Source organism: Acinetobacter tandoii, assembly GCF_008867985.1.
GTDB lineage: Bacteria > Pseudomonadota > Gammaproteobacteria > Pseudomonadales > Moraxellaceae > Acinetobacter > Acinetobacter tandoii.
Window position 1 is genome coordinate 92,750 of record NZ_VXLD01000001.1, and the last position, 18,270, is coordinate 111,019.

Annotated in this window: 14 protein-coding genes and 2 tRNA genes; 8 read left to right on the plus strand and 8 right to left on the minus strand. The window is 40.1% G+C overall.

The genetic code is table 11. From position 1 onward, the window contains the following. Positions 1-26: 26 nt before the first annotated feature. From F4W09_RS00420 to F4W09_RS00430, 3 genes are all read right to left on the minus strand, one after another. Positions 27-758 carry a hypothetical protein gene (locus F4W09_RS00420; RefSeq protein WP_044737377.1) on the minus strand — a complete coding sequence of 244 codons (732 nt, stop codon included), beginning with the start codon at positions 756-758 and terminating at the stop codon, positions 27-29. A 528-nt stretch (positions 759-1,286) separates the two neighbouring features. Next, positions 1,287-1,372: transfer RNA gene (locus tag F4W09_RS00425), tRNA-Leu, on the minus strand. Between the two features lie 13 nt (positions 1,373-1,385). Beyond that, positions 1,386-1,459 (minus strand) — tRNA-Cys (locus F4W09_RS00430). Between the two features lie 152 nt (positions 1,460-1,611). Between F4W09_RS00430 and folD the strand changes: the two genes are divergently transcribed. After that, positions 1,612-2,460: a bifunctional methylenetetrahydrofolate dehydrogenase/methenyltetrahydrofolate cyclohydrolase FolD gene (folD, locus tag F4W09_RS00435; protein WP_151503685.1), complete on the plus strand. Its 849-nt coding sequence runs from the start codon at positions 1,612-1,614 to the stop codon at positions 2,458-2,460. A 282-nt stretch (positions 2,461-2,742) separates the two neighbouring features. Then, positions 2,743-3,411 carry a class I SAM-dependent methyltransferase gene (locus F4W09_RS00440; protein ID WP_151503686.1) on the plus strand — a complete coding sequence of 223 codons (669 nt, stop codon included), beginning with the start codon at positions 2,743-2,745 and terminating at the stop codon, positions 3,409-3,411. Positions 3,412-3,438: 27 nt separating this feature from the next. Here F4W09_RS00440 and F4W09_RS00445 read toward each other — a convergent pair whose 3' ends face one another. Both F4W09_RS00445 and F4W09_RS00450 read right to left on the minus strand, forming a co-directional pair. Continuing rightward, complete coding sequence (locus F4W09_RS00445; protein ID WP_104441627.1) at positions 3,439-3,870, minus strand: hypothetical protein; 432 nt, start codon at positions 3,868-3,870, stop codon at positions 3,439-3,441. Between the two features lie 129 nt (positions 3,871-3,999). Further along, positions 4,000-5,349, minus strand: a complete 1,350-nt coding sequence (locus F4W09_RS00450) for an MFS transporter (RefSeq protein WP_418655073.1) — start codon at positions 5,347-5,349, stop codon at positions 4,000-4,002. A 350-nt stretch (positions 5,350-5,699) separates the two neighbouring features. Here F4W09_RS00450 and glpD point away from each other — a divergent pair, with 350 nt between their 5' ends. Next, positions 5,700-7,211 (plus strand): glycerol-3-phosphate dehydrogenase, encoded by a 1,512-nt coding sequence (gene glpD / locus F4W09_RS00455; protein ID WP_016167031.1) that lies wholly within the window; start codon positions 5,700-5,702, stop codon positions 7,209-7,211. 89 nt (positions 7,212-7,300) lie between these two features. Here the strand turns inward: glpD and F4W09_RS00460 are convergent, their stop codons facing one another. Together F4W09_RS00460 and F4W09_RS00465 are read right to left on the minus strand one after the other, a co-directional pair. After that, positions 7,301-7,666 (minus strand): hypothetical protein, encoded by a 366-nt coding sequence (locus F4W09_RS00460; protein WP_104441629.1) that lies wholly within the window; start codon positions 7,664-7,666, stop codon positions 7,301-7,303. Between the two features lie 98 nt (positions 7,667-7,764). Continuing rightward, positions 7,765-9,597, minus strand: a complete 1,833-nt coding sequence (locus F4W09_RS00465; protein ID WP_016167029.1) for a phosphoenolpyruvate carboxykinase (GTP) — start codon at positions 9,595-9,597, stop codon at positions 7,765-7,767. A 413-nt stretch (positions 9,598-10,010) separates the two neighbouring features. On the opposite strand from F4W09_RS00465, the gene F4W09_RS00470 reads away from it, so the two are divergent. From F4W09_RS00470 to groL, 4 genes are all read left to right on the plus strand, one after another. Beyond that, positions 10,011-10,943, plus strand: coding sequence for a diacylglycerol/lipid kinase family protein (locus F4W09_RS00470; protein ID WP_016167028.1), 933 nt, complete (start codon positions 10,011-10,013; stop codon positions 10,941-10,943). Next, positions 10,924-11,682 (plus strand): metallophosphoesterase family protein, encoded by a 759-nt coding sequence (locus tag F4W09_RS00475; protein ID WP_016167027.1) that lies wholly within the window; start codon positions 10,924-10,926, stop codon positions 11,680-11,682. The genes F4W09_RS00470 and F4W09_RS00475 overlap by 20 nt, the downstream gene beginning before the upstream one ends. Positions 11,683-11,877: 195 nt before the next feature. Continuing rightward, positions 11,878-12,168: a co-chaperone GroES gene (locus F4W09_RS00480; protein ID WP_016167026.1), complete on the plus strand. Its 291-nt coding sequence runs from the start codon at positions 11,878-11,880 to the stop codon at positions 12,166-12,168. 59 nt (positions 12,169-12,227) lie between these two features. Beyond that, entirely contained in the window at positions 12,228-13,862 is a 1,635-nt protein-coding gene (groL, locus tag F4W09_RS00485) for a chaperonin GroEL (protein ID WP_151503688.1), read from the plus strand. 476 nt (positions 13,863-14,338) lie between these two features. On the opposite strand, the gene F4W09_RS00490 is transcribed toward groL, so the two are convergent. Continuing rightward, positions 14,339-14,713, minus strand: a complete 375-nt coding sequence (locus F4W09_RS00490) for a diacylglycerol kinase (protein WP_151503689.1) — start codon at positions 14,711-14,713, stop codon at positions 14,339-14,341. Positions 14,714-15,138: 425 nt separating this feature from the next. Here F4W09_RS00490 and F4W09_RS00495 point away from each other — a divergent pair, with 425 nt between their 5' ends. After that, the gene (locus F4W09_RS00495; protein WP_151503690.1) at positions 15,139-18,237 is read left to right on the plus strand and encodes a multidrug efflux RND transporter permease subunit; all 3,099 of its coding nucleotides are present in this window, start codon (positions 15,139-15,141) and stop codon (positions 18,235-18,237) included. The last annotated feature ends 33 nt before the right edge of the window (positions 18,238-18,270 follow it).

Consider the following 18,270-nt stretch of genomic DNA (forward strand, 5'->3'; position numbering starts at 1 on the left):
AACTGGGAAAAATCCCAGTTTTTTTATTACATCAAGCTATCCAAATAATTTTCTAAATCTTGATGTTTATGTGTTTGGCAAAGTTGCTGTTCCATATGCATAGATTTTAAATGCAAAGCATGAAAGTGCTGTAATTGTTTTAATTTTTGCTGATATTTCTCAGTATCTTTTCTTGTAAATTGAAGGATAAATTTCAGTTTAACTGTCTGTTTATAGCTCCAGAAGTTAAAACGTCTTAATTCCTGCAAATAATACAGTCCAACGTGAGTTACGCTGTTGCGAAAAAGATTTTCTTTATAAAACTTCACAAAGCCAAAACCCATAGCAAAGAAAAACAGCACAATTTGCAGAAAAGTACTTTCAATAAATGCGATATTAATTGCTTGTAGAATAATTAATGCAGCGATTTTAATGGGTGCATGTTGTTGTTGTTCATAACAAGAGCTTGAGCTGTGTTTCATTTGTTTGAGCACAATCGGAACGTACAGCATAAATAACAACATAAAGCACAATACAGCAAAGCCATGTGCTTGAAAGGGTGTAAAGCGAAGGAAATGGATTTCGAAATAATGTCCTAGGCTTATGGACAGAGAAACAAAAATCATAATCGCTAAAATCCAAGGGATAAACTCTTTGATTTCATCCATTAAGCCTTTGGTTTTGAGCATGCCGTAAAATACAAAATTACGTTTAAATGCTGCGGGATACTGCATTTGTAACGGCTTTAAAAAAAGTGCTGCCTGCTTATCACTGACCATAAAAATGCGTACTTGAAAGTTACGGCATTATAAATCAGAAATGCACTTTTTGTTTAACTGATCTTAAAATCGATTAGAAGAGTTTAAAATTTGATCGTGAAGTAAAACCATGACGCAATCGAATTAACATACTTAAAAAAACTATAATTGATTCTCATATTTTATGAGAGTTACTGCTGCGGCATTACATAATTTGCATAAACCTTGGGGGCTGCTTTTTTTATTTGTTATTACTTAGCAATCAGATATGCCAAAAGGTGGTGGTTTTGATGATCTAATATAATTTTTCAAACAGATTATTATTAAAGAAATGACAATACGGATTTACACTTTTCTATTTCTATCACTGGTCTAAAGCATTGCGTGTATTACTGGATTTCTTTCGGGAGTTAAAGGACTACGTGTAATACTCGCTACAGCATTTTGTCAAATTTAACTTTGCTGGATAGAGTAATGGGGGATATTTTAGACATAAAAAAACCAGCTTTCGCTGGATTCTTTATTACACCATTTTAAGAAGTATTAAAATGGTGCCCGGGGCCGGACTCGAACCGGCACGCTTTGAGGGCGGGGGATTTTAAATCCCCTGTGTCTACCTATTTCACCACCCGGGCGTTTTAACAAGATTGGAGGCGGAGGTCGGAATCGAACCGGCGTACACGGAGTTGCAGTCCGCTGCATGACCACTCTGCCACCCCGCCATGTCTTGTTGATGCACATATTAGCAACCTTTAAAAAAATTACAATACTTTAAATCGTGCATATGCACATAAAATCAGCATGTAGAATAAAATTGCCTAAATAATCATGTATTATTTGCAAAATTGATTCATATCTACCTTGGAGATGTGCTGTGGCATTAGTTTTAGATGGTCGTGCGTTGGCTAAACAAATTGAAACTGACTTGTTAACCCGTGTTGAAGCGTTAAAAGCAAAATCAGGTCGTACCCCAATTTTGGCAACGATTTTGGTTGGTGATGATGGTGCATCAGCGACTTACGTGCGCATGAAGGGAAATGCCTGCCGTCGTGTCGGTATGGATTCATTAAAAGTTGAACTGCCGAAAGAAACAACAACTGAACAATTATTGGCTGAAATTGAAAAATTAAATGCGAATCCTGATGTGCACGGTATTTTGTTGCAGCACCCAGTGCCTGAGCAAATTGATGAGCGTGCATGTTTCGATGCCATTTCTTTAGAAAAAGATGTAGATGGTGTAACTTGCCTTGGCTATGGTCGTATGGCAATGGGTGAAGCGGCTTATGGTTCTGCAACACCAGCGGGAATTATGACCATCCTAAAAGAAAACAATATTGAAATTGCAGGTAAACATGCTGTGGTTGTTGGTCGTTCTGCAATTTTAGGTAAACCAATGGCGGCAATGTTATTGGAAGCAAATGCAACAGTAACGATTTGCCATTCACGTACTCAAAACCTTTCTGAGTTTGTTAAACAAGCTGATATTATTGTGGGTGCGGTCGGTAAAGCTGAGCTGATTCAAAAAGACTGGATTAAGCAAGGTGCTGTTGTGGTTGATGCTGGTTTCCATCCGCGTGATGGCGGTGGTGTAGGTGACATCCAATTGGTTGGTATTGAAAAGATTGCATCTGCTTATACGCCTGTTCCAGGTGGTGTAGGTCCAATGACCATTACGACTTTAATTCGTCAAACAGTTGAAGCTGCTGAGAAAGCTTTAGGTTAATACTTTAAGTATGCTTCTAAAAAGCTGTATAGCATAAAACTATACAGCTTTTTTTATGGGATAGATTTCATTTAAGAGAAATTTAGGCGTTGTCGAAAAACCCTCTATTTAAGTTGCTTTAAGTGATTGCGTAGGTTTACTAAGTGGATTATTACTTTTCAGTCATGCACAGCTAGATTATGATCGCCTGATCTGTGGATTCTAGTGACAGCGATGACAGTATTTGAATTGCTGTTTTTGAACGATGCATATTTTGCATGGCATTAAAGGTTTATAAGTTTAATGAGCTGTACTTTTCAAATGGCGAAAGCACCGCAACATTTATTGGATGCATTGCATGAGGTCATTCCTCAGGCGGAGCTATTGGCGCAACAGTTGCCAGAAACCCCTATTTCTTTGTGGCTCATTCCACCTGTCTTTCCAACAGATCGTCTAGATGATGAGGTGATTCGTCGCATTTGGAATGAAACCCCATACTGGATTTTTTGCTGGGCTTCGGGGTTGGCAATGGCACAGTGGTTATTGGCAGAGCCACATCATGTGAAAGATAAAGTAGTCCTCGATTTTGGTGCAGGCTCAGGCGTGGTTGCGATTGCTGCCAAAATGGCGGGTGCGAAACGTGTGATTTGCTGTGATATCGACAAAGTGAGTTTGGCATCGTGCAAGGAAAATGCGATGTTAAATCAGGTTGAATTGGAATATTTAGATGATTTGTATCAATCAGAGCAAGTTGATGTATTGTTAGCAGCTGATGTCTTATATGATCAATGTAACCGTTTTTTCTTAGATGAATTCTTAAAGTTTGCCCCCGAAGTTTGGGTGGCAGATAGTCGAGTGAAAAATTTTAGTCATCCAAAATATATGAAAATTGATGAGCGCAGTGCCACAACTTGGCCTGATTTGGATGAAGCAAAAGAGTTTCGCAATGTGAGCTTTTATAAGACGCTATAATGCATAGCGTCTTATAAGGCTTTGATTTTATGAGCAGCTATAACGCACAATACGCAAAGTACTTGGACGCGCTTCTAAAGCCTGACGTGTTGCGTAGTCTTCACCATTATGTAAATCTGGCGTGTTGCTTAGACCAATCGAGGTTCGTGAGTTACCAATCTGTCGACCATAACTCTCAGATGCCATCGCAGCAGGGTTAGCAACTTCATTCACGCTAAGAATTTGTAATTTAAAGGTTTTATTTGTACCTAAAACTTTCTGGCAAGCACGCTGTAGTTTTTTGGCATCTAAGTCTTGATTTTGACGACCAGCAAGGGTGTACGCGAGGGTTGCTGAGTCTGCTGTTTGGCTTTCTACACGGTAACCGACTTGACCATTATACTGTTGGGGAGTGCTTTGGCAGGCTGCGAGTCCCAAAGCGATAAAACCAAGCCCTAAAAATTGAACCGTTTTTTTCATCGTGAAAGTTCCGTGTTTTATTCTTGCGCACAGTATGACATAAGCCTACGAAAATAACGATGTGGTTCAAAGTAAAACGACCTACCTGTAACAAAATAAAGGTAGGTCGTCAGTGTTTATTTTCAGCGTTTAATGGTCTGTGATCAGACTATGTTTTTTAGTGTCCTTCATAAAGATGTAAGTGATGAGTGAGAGACCAATCATGAAGGTAATATAGTAGAAGAAATAACTTTCGTGTCCCGCATTTTTAAAGCTCAAAGCCACCAATTCTGCCGTACCGCCAAAAATGGTGTTAGCAATCGCATAAGGCAGTGCGACACCTAAAGCACGGATGTGTGGTGGAAATAATTCTGCTTTTACGACAGCATTAATTGCGGTATACCCAGTAGCAATAACCATCCCGCTCATACAGAGCCAGAATGCAGTGGTTGCATCAGTAGTTGTTCCTAGACGATTGAAAATCGGTATTGTAAAAAGTACGCCACAAATACCGAAAGCAATCATAATTGGTTTACGTCCAATTTTATCGGACAAGGCACCTACCACAGGTTGAATTAGCATAAAAATAAAGATGGCTGCGGTGGTAATTTCAGTGGCAGTGCCTTTGTCAAAACCAGAAGTATTCACCAAGTATTTTTGTAGATAAGTAGTAAAGGTATTGAATGCGAGTGTGCCGCCTGCAGTCAGCATAATGACAGTAAAAGCCGCTTTAGGATGTTTAGTAAATAACTCGATTGCCCCTGATTTTGGGCCACCTTGTTTGGCTTGCTCCTGAGCTTCTTTTGAAGATTGGGTTTCAACCAGTCCACGACGAATCCAGAACACAACAATGGCTAACATGGCACCAATCAGGAAGGGAATACGCCATCCCCAAGCATGTAGTGCTTGTTCAGAAAGTGTATGTTGCAAAATAATCAGTACGCACAGAGCGATGAGTTGTCCAGAAATTAAGGTTACATACTGAAAACTAGAGAAAAACCCGCGATGATTTTTACCTGCCATTTCGGTTAGGTAGGTCGCACTAGAGCCATATTCTCCGCCGACACTGAGACCTTGCAGTAAACGTGCAAATAATAAAATTGCGGGAGCCAACATTCCAGCGGCATCATAGGAAGGAGCGCAGGCAATCATCAGTGAACCAATACACATTAAGGATACAGAGAGTGTTAAACCTGCCTTACGACCTTTGCGATCTGCATAGATGCCCATAATCCAAGCGCCAATAGGGCGCATTAAAAAGCCCAAGGCAAATACGGCTGCGGCCTGTAATAGTTTGACGGTTTCATTACCTTCTGGAAAGAAAACAGGTGCAAAATAAAGTGTGAAGGCTGCATAAACGTACCAATCGTACCATTCTACAAGGTTTCCAGCGGAGCCACCTAAAATAGATTTAAAACGTGTTTTTCGATCAAATGGCGTGTGTACAATTTGTGGGGATGAGTTTGACACAAGAAATTCCAAAGCTGTGGCAAAACACATTCTTTTAAATTCTTCAGAAAGGGGGAGAAAAATCTAAAAACATGTATTTTGAAAAAGAGGGTATATGTTACTTTTCACATAATCTTTTATACGCCGATGCGGATGAATCTGCATTAGACATTCGTCGCACTTAAGTCTATGTTTGCCGATGAATCGTATAAATGCTGGACAGATGTTAAATCTGGAAGATGGTTAAGCTTAAAAAAGCTTTTGAGATAAAATAATTCAATTTAACCGTCTTGGTTGGACAATTAATCTATAGTGATTTGGGTTTTCTGTTAGGATTGAAGAAAGAATTAAATAACAAAATAAAAGGTGCTTAAAGCGCGCAAAATAGGAGGAACCTGAATATGGATCAACATCATACATATGACCTAGTGGTTATCGGTGGGGGAATCAACGGTGTGGGGATTGCTGCTGATGCCGCAGGGCGAGGTTTATCTGTTTTGTTATGTGAAAAGGATGATTTAGCCAGTCATACCTCGTCAGCTAGCAGTAAATTAATTCATGGTGGTTTACGTTATTTGGAGCATAAAGAATTCCGCTTGGTACGAGAGGCTTTAGCGGAACGTGAAGTGCTGATGGCCAAAGCGCCACATCTTATTCGTGCTATGCGATTTATTATGCCGCATCGTCCACATTTACGTCCTGCGTGGCTCATTCGGACAGGTTTATTTTTCTATGATCATTTAGGTAAGCGGGAAAAGTTAGCAGGTTCAAATTTGGTGGATTTTGATCCGAAAACCAGCCTATTTAAGCCTGAAATTGTAAAAGGATTCGAGTATTCAGATTGTGCGGTAGATGATGCGCGTCTGGTGATTGCGAATGCAATCCAAGCCCATGAAAATGGAGCAAGTATACAGACACGCACACGCTGTATTACTGCACAGGCAGAGCAGAATACGTGGATGGTACAGTTACAAAATGCACAGAGTACATTTACGGTACGTGCCAAAATATTGGTCAATGCTGCAGGGCCTTGGGTGACTGAATTTATCCAGCAAGATTTGAAGATGAAGGCCTCTTATAGTATTCGATTGATTCAAGGTAGCCATATTATTGTGCCGAAGATTTATGCGGGAGATAAGGCATTTATTTTGCAAAATGATGATCAACGAATTGTTTTTGCTATTCCATACTTAGATGAATACACCTTAATTGGTACCACAGATCAGCGTTATTTAGGTAATCCAGATCAAGTAGACATTACAGAGAGTGAAATTGATTATCTGTTGCAGGTCATGAATGCACATTTTCAGCATCAACTCACCCGTCAGGATATTATTGCGACCTATTCAGGTGTACGTCCACTGTGTGATGATGAATCTGATAATCCATCTGCTATGACCCGCGATTATACCTTGGTGTTGACTCAACAGCAGCATGCCCCATTGCTTTCAGTGTATGGGGGAAAGCTTACGACTTATCGTAAATTGGCGGAATCTGCCATGCATCAACTTAAGCCTTTTTTTAGTAAATTAAAACCGAATTGGACTGCTAAAGCCCTGTTACCAGGCGGAGAAAATTTTTATGATGAGATTCGTTTGGTTGAAGAGTTACAACAGCATGTACAAGGTATAACTCAATCACTTGCGCAGCGTTGGATACATACTTATGGTTCGCGTGTTTGGAGAATGTTGGATGGTTGTGAAAGTATTTCTGCACTTGGGCAGCACTTTGGACATGAGTTATACCAGCAGGAGGTTAACTATCTCGTGGCTAACGAATGGGCAGTGAATAGTGAAGATATTTTAAAACGCCGTACTAAGCTTTATTTAAAATTTGGCCAAGACCAGATTACTCAATTGGACGAATATCTGGTTGAATTACATAAGCGCCGTGCACAAGAAATAGCAGCTTAATATTCTTTGAATTTATATTGGCTTCTGACCTAAGGAAAAGCTGGTTATTTAGCTGCTAAAAAAAAGCCGCGTAAGCGGCTTTTCTACATTTAGATCTCGATACCACCAATTTGCTGGCAGTTTACAGGCGTATTCCATTTAACAGCTGTACCCCATACAACTGGACGTACAATACGCCAAGGCCAGAAACCAAATCTTTGACTAGCATTGTAATTGATAACCACATTACCGCCCACTTGGTGCGCACGCTCTGCGAAGCGAGGGTAGAGTTCTTCTACACTTCCATAAGTCCCTTTAGCGACTTTAATGCGTTTTTTAATCTGAAACTGGCTAGAATCAGGCGTACCCTTGATGGTACAGATTCGTAGGGCTGATTGTTCTGTTGTTTCTGTGTTGGCTAGAGCAAGACCAGATAGACCAAACAAGCAAGTTGTCAGTGTAAGTGCTTTTAGCATGAATTTCCCCTTTTATGTTTTTGTAAAATTATAAAGTTTATAAAATAGGTAGAAAAAAGACCGTTTATACGGTCTTTTTTCTGAGTCTTATTTTGTACTTAAGCTGATTGCTTAACGGCTTCTAAAAGTTGGTTTTGACGAACTTTTAGTGCTTCTGGAAGACGGTCACCTAATTGGCTGAACAATTCAGTGTGGCTCTCAATTTCTTTGATCCATTGATCTTTATCTTGAGAAGTTACAAGTTCAAACTGCTCTTTAGTGAAATCAGAACCTGTCCAGTTTAATTGTTCGTAAGTTGGTACTAAGCCAATTGGTGTTTCAACAGCGCTTGCACGACCTTCGCAACGATCAATGATCCACTCAAGCACACGCATGTTTTGACCGAAACCAGGCCATACGAAGTTGCCTTCTGCATCACGGCGGAACCAGTTTACATTGTAGATGCCTGGAAGTTTGTTACCAGCAGCTTTTGCTTTTGCTTCAACTTCTGCACCAAGTTCTAACCAGTGAGAGAAGTAGTCTGCCATGTTGTAGCCCGCGAACGGAAGCATAGCAAATGGATCACGACGAACAATACCTTGTTGGCCCACAGCAGCTGCAGTAGTTTCAGAACCCATAGTTGCAGCTTTGTATACGCCATCAACCCAGTCAAATGCTTCTGAAACTAATGGAACTGTGTCTGCACGGCGACCACCGAAGATGAACGCAGAAATTGGTACACCTGCTGGATTTTCCCAGTCAGCATCAATAGAAGGGCATTGACCTGCAGCAACAGTAAAGCGCGCATTTGGATGAGCCGCTTTTTCAGTACCTGTGTGAGGTTGACCTTTCCAGTTAGTTAGGTTTGTAGGTGCTTCTTTAGTAAGACCTTCCCACCAAACTTCGCCATTGTCAGTCACAGCAACGTTGGTATAGATCACGTCTTTATGAAGTGTCGCCATACAGTTCGGGTTAGTCTTGGTATTTGTACCAGGAGCAACACCGAAGAAACCAGCTTCTGGGTTAATTGCATATAAGCGACCATCTTCACCTGGTTTAATCCAAGCAATATCATCACCTACAGTTTCAATTTTCCAACCTTCGTAACCAGCTGGTGGAATCAACATTGCAAAGTTTGTTTTACCACAAGCAGAAGGGAATGCTGCTGCGATGTAGTGTTTCTCACCTTGAGGATTCGTTACGCCAAGGATCAACATGTGTTCAGCTAACCAGCCTTGTTCACGGCCCATTGCAGAAGCAATACGGAGAGCTAAGCATTTTTTACCCAATAATGCATTGCCGCCGTAGCCAGAACCGTATGACCAAATTTCACGAGTTTCTGGATAATGTACGATATATTTTTCAGGGTTGCATGGCCATGCAACGTCTTTCTCACCTTCAGCAAGCGGAGCGCCTACTGTATGTACGCAAGGAACATATTCGCCATCAGTACCAAGAACGTCATAAACGGCTTTACCCATACGTGCCATTTTAGACATGCTTACTGCAACGTAAGGAGAGTCTGTTAATTCGATACCGATGTGCGCAATGTGACTGCCCAACGGACCCATAGAAAAAGGTACAACGTACATTGTACGACCTTGCATAGCACCGTCAAATAAACCATTTAAACGAGCGCGCATTTCTGCAGGAGCTTCCCAGTTGTTTGTCGCACCAGCATCTTCTTCTTTTTCAGAGCAGATGTATGTACGACCTTCAACACGAGCAACGTCAGAAGGGTCAGAATTTGCAAGATAAGAACCAGGGTGTTTTTCTTGATTTAAAGCTTGCATAGTGCCGTTAGCGATCATCAAGTCGATAAGACGTTGATATTCTTCTTCGCTGCCGTCACACCATTCAATCTTTGCTGGTTTGGTTAATTTCGCAATTTCTTCAACCCATGCAATAAGCTTAGGGTGACGAACGAATTCTGGTGCGTTCACTTGGGTCATGGTGAGGCCTATCTTAAAAGTGTACAAATTTTGTACAAAGTCCAATCTAAGTAATCAGATTACCTAGATGAAAGTAAAAAAAAGTGGCAGTATTAAAGCACAAAATGATGAAAAAAATAAGACACCCCTATCTACTTGTAGATATTGATAATTTGTATTGGACTTTAGTTTTCTATATATAAATCAGTTGTTTATATTTTTTTAATTTACATTGCTTCTATATTTATTTTGTTTATGAGTATCATTTATTTTAATTATTTTGTTTATTTACAGTGATTTATAGCTAATTTTTTTATGAGAATTATTATTGATTAAATAAATGGTTGTAATTTGAATTTTGCATAAAGGCATTGTTAATTGATGATAAATTGGACAAAATTAGAGCAAATACTTCATAGAAGTGAATTGCTTGCATGACTTTAAAACCTCTTTCTATTATTTACAATGCACGCTCTGGTTTTCATGCCAGCAATAAAGAACAAGTCTATGAGCAATTGCTAACATATTTCACTGAACAAGGTTTTGAAATTCAGGCTTTTGAGTTGGGTGAAAAAAAAGATTTTCCTACTTTGATGCAATCCATTATCCAGCGTCATCAATCTTCAGAGAGTATAGGTGTTATTGTTGCTGCTGGTGGTGATGGCACTTTAAATGCAGTTGCTAAAGCACTATTGGGCAGTAACATCCCTTTAGGTATTCTTCCTTTAGGGACATTCAATTATGTTGCTCGGGTTTTAAATATTCCAATCGATATTATGCAAGCGGCAGAAGTGATTGCTACAGGGCAAATACGCTCCATTCATGTGGCTAAAATTAATGACCAGATTTACTTAAATAATGCCAGTTTGGGTTTATATCCTTTATTTATTCAACGTCGTGAACTTTATAATGCCAAGTTTGGACGTTTCCCTTTACATGCCTACACTTCGGGTCTGGATGTGTTAATCCGAGATCGTAAAGAGTTGAAATTGGAGGTGGAAGTCGATGGTAAAATCTATCCTGTAAAAACGCCTTTAATCTTTTTTGGTAATAATCAACTACAGTTAGCAGAAATGAAATTGCGTATCGCCAAATGTGCAGAGCAAGGACAGGTTGCAGGTGTCGTGGTTGCAAAAAGTGATAAATTGACCTTGTTTCGGATGTTATTACAGTTAATTCGTGGTGAATTAGAACAAGCGCCTGATGTGTATAGTTTTGCCGCAGATGATGTCAAAGTCTTTTCGCGACGCGAAAAATTAACGGTTGCACTTGATGGTGAAATTGTAGAAATGCGTCCACCACTACATATCACTGTACAAAAAAATGCAGTCAACATAATGGTGCCCTATGTTGTTACATCTGTCTGATTTGCATTTTGGTACGGAGCGCCCCGAATGTCTTACGGCAATTCAGCAGTTTTGTCGTGAACAACGACCTGAACTGGTGGTCGTGAGTGGGGATCTTACTCAGCGTGCACGTTATAGGGAATTTTTTCACTGTAAACAATTTCTCGACAGCTTGAATTGCCCTTATTTGGTCGTGCCAGGTAACCATGATATTCCGCTGTACCATTTATGGGACCGTATTTTTAATCCCTTTACCCGTTACCAATTGTTTTTTGGCAATATGGAAATGACCTTGGAAACTGAGCATTTTTATGTGATTGGCGTGAACAGTATTCGTCGACGTTATCATACGCGTGGGCATATTTCTTTAGAACAAATTCAACAGATTGATCAAATTTTAAAACGTGCACCTCAACATAAAATAAAAATTATTGCAGCACATCAGCCTTTTTATACATCACCAGAAGATCCACATGGTATTAAAGACTGTCCTGTACTTGGACGTATGGCACTAGATGTTTGGAGTAAAAGTGGTTTAAAGGCACTGCTACATGGGCATTTACACCAGTCAGCTGTATTCGATTTAAATTGTTTATATCGTTTGGGTGTTGAGCATCCTGTGCTTGATATTCATGCAGGAACAGCAACGTCTTATCGTTTACATCATGCTTTAAGTAATAGTTTTAATGTGATTGATGCACAGGCCGATGTCCGACATTATCAATTTAGCCTTCAAGATTTAGAATTTGTATTGGTATAAATTGCTGAATTAATCAACGAATCATTCATATTGCCCAAAAAAAATACAAAAAAGATGCTTTTTTTTTAAAGCAGCCCTTGAAGCGTTCTTTTCCATCCCCACAAAAGTGTCATCTAAATTCATTTTGATGATGACCAAAGGAATAAATAAGTCGTCATCAGTCATCTTAATAGACTTAGTCTGATGGAGTTATTTATGAGCAACATTCGTCCATTACATGACCGTGTAGTTATTCGTCGTGTTGAAGAAGAAACGAAAACCGCTGGCGGTATTTTATTGCCAGGTTCTGCAGCAGAAAAACCAGCACAAGGTGAAATTATTGCTGTAGGTAATGGTCAAATTACGGACAACGGTGTTCGCGCTTTAGACGTAAAAGTTGGCGATAAAGTATTGTTCGGTACTTATGCAGGTACAACTGTAAAAGTACAAGGTGAAGAACTTCTTATCATGAAAGAGTCTGACATTTTAGCTGTATTAGAAGGCTAATTCTGTCCTTACTCGTTCAATATCAGATTGGTAAAGATTAAAAATTTCGGAGTCTATAAATGTCAGCTAAAGATGTAAAATTTGGTGATTCAGCTCGCGCAAAAATGATTGCAGGCGTTAACGTTCTTGCAGATGCTGTAAAAGTTACTTTAGGCCCTAAAGGTCGTAACGTTGTTATCGACCGTTCTTTCGGTGCACCGCACATCACTAAAGATGGTGTTACTGTTGCAAAAGAAATTTCACTTAAAGACAAGTTTGAAAACATGGGTGCTCAACTTGTTCGTGAAGTGTCTTCAAAAACTAACGACATCGCAGGTGACGGTACAACAACTGCAACCGTACTTGCTCAAGCAATCTTAAATGAAGGGATCAAATCTGTAACAGCAGGTATGAACCCAATGGATCTTAAACGTGGTATCGACCTTGCAGTTAAAGCATTGGTTGCTGAAATTAAAGCAACTGCAAAACCTGCATCTGATACGAAAGCGATTGAGCAAGTAGGTTCGATCTCTGCAAACTCTGATGAAACAGTAGGTAAATTGATTGCGCAAGCAATGGAACGCGTTGGTAAAGAAGGCGTAATCACTGTTGAAGAAGGTTCAGGCTTTGAAGATGCGCTTGACGTTGTAGAAGGTATGCAGTTTGACCGTGGTTACATCTCTCCATACTTTGCAAACAAACAAGATACATTAACTGCTGAATTGGAAAATCCGTTCATCTTGTTGGTTGATAAGAAAATCAGCAACATCCGTGAATTGATTACTGTTTTAGAAGCAGTTGCTAAAACTGGCAAACCGCTTTTAATCATCGCTGAAGATGTTGAAGGTGAGGCGTTAGCTACTCTTGTTGTGAACAACATGCGCGGCATTATTAAAGTATGTGCGGTTAAAGCGCCTGGCTTTGGTGACCGTCGTAAAGCAATGCTTCAAGACATCGCAATCTTAACTGGTGCGACAGTGATTTCTGAAGAAGTAGGCATGTCTTTAGAGCAAGCTTCTCTTCAAGATTTAGGTACTGCACACAAAATCACGGTTTCTAAAGAAAATACTGTGATTGTGGATGGTGCTGGTAATGCTGCTCAAATCGCTGAGCGTGTTCAACAAATCCGTGCACAAATTGAAGAATCTACGTCTGAATACGACAAAGAAAAACTTCAAGAACGCGTTGCTAAATTAGCTGGCGGTGTGGCTGTAATCAAAATTGGTGCAGCAACTGAAGTTGAAATGAAAGAGAAGAAAGACCGTGTTGACGATGCATTACATGCAACGCGTGCTGCGGTTGAAGAAGGTGTAGTTGCTGGTGGTGGTGTTGCACTTGTACGTGCTGCAACTGCGCTTGACGGTGTAACTGGCGCGAATGATGACCAAAATGTAGGTATCAACATTCTTCGTCGTGCAATTGAAGCACCACTTCGTCAAATTGTTGCAAATGCGGGTGATGAACCTTCTGTTGTGATTAACGCGGTGAAAAATGGCGAAGGTAACTTCGGTTACAACGCTGCAACTTCTGAGTATGGCGACATGCTAGAAATGGGTATCCTTGATCCTGCAAAAGTAACACGTTCTGCACTTGAACATGCTGCTTCTGTTGCTGGTCTAATGCTCACAACTGAATGCATGATCACAGATATTCCAGAAGACAAACCTGCGATGCCTGATATGGGTGGCATGGGTGGTATGGGCGGCATGATGTAATTATCAGTCCAAACTGACCCATTTAAAAAAATCCTCACTTCATGTGGGGATTTTTTATTTTTGCCGCTACTATTGAAGTATAAAAAGATTTAAAAGTCATAAAAAACAGAATGTTAAAATATTATATAGAGCATTTTATCGTACTGTTTTTCTATGCTTCACAGAAAATGCAGCATCCGTAGCTGGTAGAATAAAAAGGAGTTGTATTTTTAATTGAGTCACATTGGTTGTATCAAGTAATAAGTGCTTTTAAAGCTCGTCGATTAGCTTACATAACATGAAATCAAAATTTGCGCGCTATTTGTTAATCAATACAAGCTAGAGGCAACTGCCATAGCATGTTCACTGATACTTATTACAGTTCCGCATGGACATATATCAAAATTTCTACCTAAAGTGCCTGTCCAAGTTAGGTCGAGCTATTTCTCTGATTGGCAAGCTTGCGCCAGATTTTAAGGAGATGTCTTAAGTGAAAATTAAACCAGTAAAATAAGTGACCAAGTGATGGCAATTATACTTAAGGCAACAAATTGTGCTGCGCTACCCATGTCCTTGGCATTTTTAGAAAGCGGATGTCGTTCTAAAGAAACACGATCGACAATAGCTTCCAAAGCTGAATTGAAAAGTTCGACAATAATTGCTAACAAACAAACGGCGATAAGAATAGCTTGCTCACTACGGCTCACATTAATAAAAAATGTGACTGGAATTAAAACAAGATTGATATAAATAATTTGCCGAAAAGCGGCTTCATGTTGAAAAGCGGCTTTAAAGCCAGCGATAGAATAGCTGGTTGCATTAAAGATTCGTTTAAAACCAGTTTTACCTTTAAGTGGAGAGTATTCGCTCATGATGGATTAAGTCGTTTGAGATAAGTTAAGAATAGCGGCAATATATTAAAGAGGGCTTAAAATAACACGCTCTAACTTGTAAAGTTTAACATGGATTTTCCACATGCAAATGAGCCAAAAGTGGCAATTCAATTTAGACAATGATGTTGTTTTTTTAATTTGAGAAGAACCTTTAAAAAAAAGTAAGTAAAGTTGCATTTGAAGAAATATCAACCTACAGAATCAGAAGATTGGCTCTCGTCCTCGTAGATAAATTTGAGAGGGATTGAATATGACCTCTTCACAATTCCTCCATAATTGAACAATAAATCCGTAACTATGTTAATAATGATTGTGTTTTAAAGTTGAGTCATTGAATATCAACATAAATTTGCTAGTTTTCCGAATCTTCCTTTTTACTTCTTCTTGATAAGTGGCGCAGACCTATGTTGTCTAAGTTTTTTATACAACGTCCCATTTTCGCGGGTGTACTTGCAATTATTGTGATGGCTTTGGGGCTTTTTGCCGTTCTAAATTTGCCAGTAGAACGTTATCCCGATATTGCGCCACCAAGAATTACTGTAAGTGCAAGTTATACTGGTGCATCTGCCGAAACCGTGGAAGAAAGCGTTACACAAATTTTAGAACAACAAATCAAAGGGATCGATCATCTTTTATATTTTAGTTCCAGTAGTGATTCTTCTGGGCGTAGCCGAATTAGCATCAGTTTTGAAAACGGTACAGATCCAGACACGGCGCAGGTACAAGTTCAGAATGCAATTAATGGTGTCGTCAGCCGATTACCAGAAGATGTACAGCGCCAAGGCGTAAATGTCTATAAATCACTGGGGGATACCCATATGGTGATTGGCTTGTACGATGCTTCTGGTCGTAGTGACAATATTGAGTTGTCTGATTATATGATGACTCATTTGGAACAAGATATTGCCCGAATTGAAGGGGTGGGCGAGGTCGATGTATTTGGTTCGCAATATGCGATGCGTATTTGGCTCAATCCTACAAAATTAAAGCAATATAATTTAATGCCATCAGACATTAGGACTGCAATAGAGGCGCAGAATACTCAAGTGGCTGCTGGGGGGATTGGTGATTTACCTACAGTTGAAAATCAATATCTAAATGCTAAAGTCACATCTGGATCACGCCTCAAAACAGTGCCTGAATTTGAGCAGATCATTGTGAAATCAAACCGTGATGGTAGTTTTGTCTATTTAAAAGATGTGGCGCGTATTGAACTTGGTGCGGAAAACTATCAATCTTTTAACACCATCAATGGTTTTGCATCAGCGGGGATGGGGATTTCGTTGTCATCTGGGGCAAATGCCCTAGCAACTTCTGCATTGATTAAGGCTGAAGTTGAGCACTTATCCAGTAAACTACCTGCGGGCTATAAAATTGTTTATCCGCGAGATAATACACCCTTTGTACAAGAGTCGATTAAGGAAGTTGTCAAAACGCTGCTTGAAGCAGTCATTTTGGTGGTGATTGTCATGTTCCTGTTTTTACAGAATTGGCGCGCTACTTTAATTCCCACCATTACTGTACCCGTAGTGTTTTTGGGCACCATGGCAATTCTGTATGTTTTAGGCATGAGCATTAATACCTTAACCCTATTTGCTTTGGTTTTAGCCATCGGGTTATTGGTCGATGATGCGATTGTGGTGGTTGAAAATGTAGAGCGTCTGATGCATGAACAGCATTTATCTGCCAAAGATGCCGCTATTGAATCCATGCAGGAAATTAGTGGCGCCTTAATTGGGATTACTTTGGTGCTTACCGCAGTCTTTATTCCGATGGCATTTTTTGGTGGGTCAACTGGGGTAATTTACCGTCAGTTTTCCATCACTTTAGTGGCTGTCATGGGGCTTTCCTTAATAGTGGCTTTGGTGTTAACGCCAGCCCTTTGTGCTTTAATTTTGCAGCCCAGCAATAAGCAAAAAAAATGGGCAGTGTGGTTCAATGAAAAGTTAGACCAGTTAAAAACACACTATCTTAAACTCGCACAATTGACCATAAACCATAAACGCATCAGTTTGGTGATATTTACTGCATTAATCGCCGTATTTGCCTTGTTTTATCGTGCTTTGCCCACCAGTTTTATTCCGAGTGAAGATCAGGGCATATTAAGTGTGCAATTTGAGCTGATTAATGGCGCACCGCTGTCCAAAAGTCGCGAAGTTGGTGAGGAAATTCGACAGTATTTCTTGAGTCAAGAAAAAGATAATGTCAATTTGGTGATGGTGCGTTATGGGCGTAATTACTCTGGAACGGGACAGAATTTAGGGCAAGGTTTCATTGCCTTGAAACATTGGGACGAACGTAGAGATCAACACAATTCAGCTCAAGCAATTCGTGAACGTGCAATCAAACATTTCCGTCAGAATCGTAATGCCAAAATTATGGTAAATATGCCTTCATCTGTGAGTGGGCTAGGTCAGACAGATGGTTTAGAGTTCTGGATTCGAGATATTAATGGCAATGGACGTCAATTCTTAGATTCAGAGTTTAAAAAGTTACAAATTGCCTCGGAACAATATAAGAGCTTTGAAAATCTGGATAACAAGGCAAACCCTGACAAAGCTGAATTACAAGTCAAGATTGATCAAAAACAAGCCATGGCTCTAGGTTTATCTCAGTCTGCGATTAATAGTACCTTATCGGCAGCGTGGGGCGGTTCTTATGTGAATGATTTTATTGATCGTGGGCGGGTTAAACGTGTGATGATGCAGGGGGATGCCGAATATCGGTCCAAACCTGAAGATTTGCAGCAATGGTATGTCCGCAATGATACCAATCAGATGGTGTCATTTGCCAATTTTGCCAACGTGAATTGGGGCGGTGGGCCAGAAGTCGTGAAACGCTTTATGGGCTATACCGCTTTAGAGATGGAAGCTGATACAGCCAAGAATGTTAGCTCTGGTGTCGCTATGGGCGATATTCAGAAACTGGTGGAGCAGCAGCCTGATATTGACTTGGCATGGAGTGGACTTTCATTTGAAGAACAAAAATCCAGTCATCAGGCTTTATGGCTATATTTAATTTCGATTGGTTTTATCTTTTTATGTTTGGCTGCGCTGTATGAGAGCTGGACGATTCCCACTGCGGTGATGAGTGCTATTCCTTTAGGCATTGGAGGAAATATTCTCTTTAGCTATTTTGTGGGCTTTCCAAATGACATTTATTTCCAGATCGCCTTACTCACCACGATTGGTCTGTCCTGTAAAAATGCCATTCTGATTGTGGAATTTGCTTCTATCGCACAAACACGTGGTCTTACCATCATTCAAGCAGCCATGGAAGGGGCGAGTTTGCGCTTACGCCCGATTTTGATGACTTCTTTGGCTTTTGGTGCAGGGGTGATTCCTTTGGTGTTTGCTTTTGGTGCTGGGGCGGCAAGTCGTCAAGAAATCGGTATTAGTGTCTTAGGCGGTGTGATTTTCGGGACAGTCTTGGTACTGATTTTTATCCCCTTTATGTATGTGTTGATTCGCTCCATGTTTGGAAATAAACAACAGCAGTTATAGTTCTTTATGCTGCTGATCGTTTTCTGCATAGGA

What these genes read in the sequence shown, in the direction of transcription:
- groL (WP_151503688.1), top strand. Translation starts at nt 12,228, where the DNA reads ATGTCAGCTAAAGATGTAAAATTTGGTGATTCAGCTCGCGCAAAAATG.
- F4W09_RS00480 (WP_016167026.1), top strand. Translation starts at nt 11,878, where the DNA reads ATGAGCAACATTCGTCCATTACATGACCGTGTAGTTATTCGTCGTGTT.
- F4W09_RS00470 (WP_016167028.1), top strand. Translation starts at nt 10,011, where the DNA reads ATGACTTTAAAACCTCTTTCTATTATTTACAATGCACGCTCTGGTTTT.
- F4W09_RS00450 (WP_418655073.1), bottom strand. Translation starts at nt 5,349, where the DNA reads ATGTGTTTTGCCACAGCTTTGGAATTTCTTGTGTCAAACTCATCCCCA.
- F4W09_RS00490 (WP_151503689.1), bottom strand. Translation starts at nt 14,713, where the DNA reads ATGAGCGAATACTCTCCACTTAAAGGTAAAACTGGTTTTAAACGAATC.
- F4W09_RS00460 (WP_104441629.1), bottom strand. Translation starts at nt 7,666, where the DNA reads ATGCTAAAAGCACTTACACTGACAACTTGCTTGTTTGGTCTATCTGGT.
- F4W09_RS00420 (WP_044737377.1), bottom strand. Translation starts at nt 758, where the DNA reads ATGGTCAGTGATAAGCAGGCAGCACTTTTTTTAAAGCCGTTACAAATG.
- F4W09_RS00475 (WP_016167027.1), top strand. Translation starts at nt 10,924, where the DNA reads ATGTTGTTACATCTGTCTGATTTGCATTTTGGTACGGAGCGCCCCGAA.
- F4W09_RS00445 (WP_104441627.1), bottom strand. Translation starts at nt 3,870, where the DNA reads ATGAAAAAAACGGTTCAATTTTTAGGGCTTGGTTTTATCGCTTTGGGA.
- glpD (WP_016167031.1), top strand. Translation starts at nt 5,700, where the DNA reads ATGGATCAACATCATACATATGACCTAGTGGTTATCGGTGGGGGAATC.
- F4W09_RS00465 (WP_016167029.1), bottom strand. Translation starts at nt 9,597, where the DNA reads ATGACCCAAGTGAACGCACCAGAATTCGTTCGTCACCCTAAGCTTATT.
- F4W09_RS00440 (WP_151503686.1), top strand. Translation starts at nt 2,743, where the DNA reads ATGAGCTGTACTTTTCAAATGGCGAAAGCACCGCAACATTTATTGGAT.
- F4W09_RS00495 (WP_151503690.1), top strand. Translation starts at nt 15,139, where the DNA reads ATGTTGTCTAAGTTTTTTATACAACGTCCCATTTTCGCGGGTGTACTT.